The organism is Marinobacter sp. bablab_jr003 (assembly GCF_016464245.1).
Classification (GTDB): Bacteria; Pseudomonadota; Gammaproteobacteria; order Pseudomonadales; family Oleiphilaceae; genus Marinobacter; species Marinobacter vinifirmus.
Map to the genome: position 1 here is coordinate 1 of NZ_JADARC010000029.1, position 1,336 is coordinate 1,336.

General features: G+C 50.7%; 2 protein-coding genes. Both read left to right on the plus strand.

Translation table 11 applies throughout. From position 1 onward, the window contains the following. Positions 1-159 precede the first annotated feature (159 nt). A complete protein-coding gene (locus tag H3Z84_RS01700) occupies positions 160-384 on the plus strand; it encodes a hypothetical protein (protein WP_089676070.1) in 225 nt (74 codons plus the stop codon). A gap of 422 nt (positions 385-806) precedes the next feature. Further along, positions 807-1,124, plus strand: a complete 318-nt coding sequence (locus tag H3Z84_RS01705; protein ID WP_199456028.1) for an antibiotic biosynthesis monooxygenase family protein — start codon at positions 807-809, stop codon at positions 1,122-1,124. Positions 1,125-1,336 lie beyond the last annotated feature (212 nt).

Below are 1,336 nucleotides of genomic sequence, written 5' to 3' on the forward strand. Positions count from 1 at the left end.
CCTCTGGTTGTGAAAGAGCATGCAGGTTAGACTTGGACATGGCGTATCCATCCTCTGTTGGTTGTGATCTTGGCGGTGATCAACCAACAGGATACGCCATCCTTTCAGCCTGCTTCCATACACCAGAAATCACCATAACTCAGAGTCAGGTTTCGTCATATGAAACTCGAGAATATTGAACTGCTGATTGATGGCTCAGGCGAAATCACTATTGGTAGGGTTGGCCCGGTTAGCTGTGCGGCGACTGCATCTGATGAAGATCAATGCCTTGCAATGTTAGTCCGCCGGCCTGAAGAGTCATTCGAAGATTTGCTTACACGATTGGATCGCGCCATTGCAGATGCCGTAGAGGACCAGATATTTGTGGATGAAATAAATGGATAGCCTGTCAAATCTCATACACTGTTGTGACGAGATGCCGAGTGATGGCGTTTCAATCTGTTGGGGGCCAGCCCGTTTTGGCTCTGAAGACCTTGGTTGGTGTTTGGTTATTGAGCGGGTAGCAACAGAGGATGACTTACAGGAAAATCAATATCTTGAGGAAGTGGGTGATACGCTCTGGACTACAGCAGTCGAAATTAAGTGTTGTCCGTATTGTGGTGTTGGGCTCACTGATGCGCGATCCGTCATGTCCTCTGAGGACTTCGGTTATTTTATCCACATTGATTCTTCGGGGTGGCTGGGCAGGCGCTGCTAACACGAAGAAGAACATAACCAGTGCAGGCATGGCGACACCCACTACATTGCGCCTTCGGCTCCATTCCGTAAGCGCGCATGCTGCAAGCGTTAAATGCCTAGAGGGATCTATGTCAGAGATAGCCAAAACCCCTGAGCCGCCGTATTACGCTGTCATTTTTAGTAGCCATCGAACCGAGGGCGACAATGGTTACGGGGAAATGGCAGACAGGATGGTTGAGTTGGCTGCAACCCAACCTGGCTTCTTGGGTATGGAGTCCGTCCGAGAGGATTTGGGTATCACCGTATCCTACTGGGAAAGCTTGGAGTCCATCACCAATTGGAAAAAGAACGTAGAGCATCGAGAAGCTCAGAGACTTGGCCACCAAAAATGGTACTCCAGCTTTCGGGTTCGCATTGCGAGGGTTGAGCGTGAGTACGGCATTTAACCAGTCAATTAAGTACGTTCCCGGCCTGGCGGCCGTCCACCGGACGCCCTAGTCGGGCGCCGCTTATCATTGGCGTTGAGGCTGTAGAAAAAACCCGAAATCGCCCTCGGTTTTGGTAGCATCAGGCAAACGGACAAGGAGTGGTCAGATGCCCCGCTTCAAGCACTACAACTACGACCAAGACGCCATGGTCGTCATCAACTACCAAGAAC

Coding starts and splice junctions, on each gene's coding strand:
- H3Z84_RS01700 (WP_089676070.1), top strand. CDS start 160: ATGAAACTCGAGAATATTGAACTGCTGATTGATGGCTCAGGCGAAATC.
- H3Z84_RS01705 (WP_199456028.1), top strand. CDS start 807: ATGTCAGAGATAGCCAAAACCCCTGAGCCGCCGTATTACGCTGTCATT.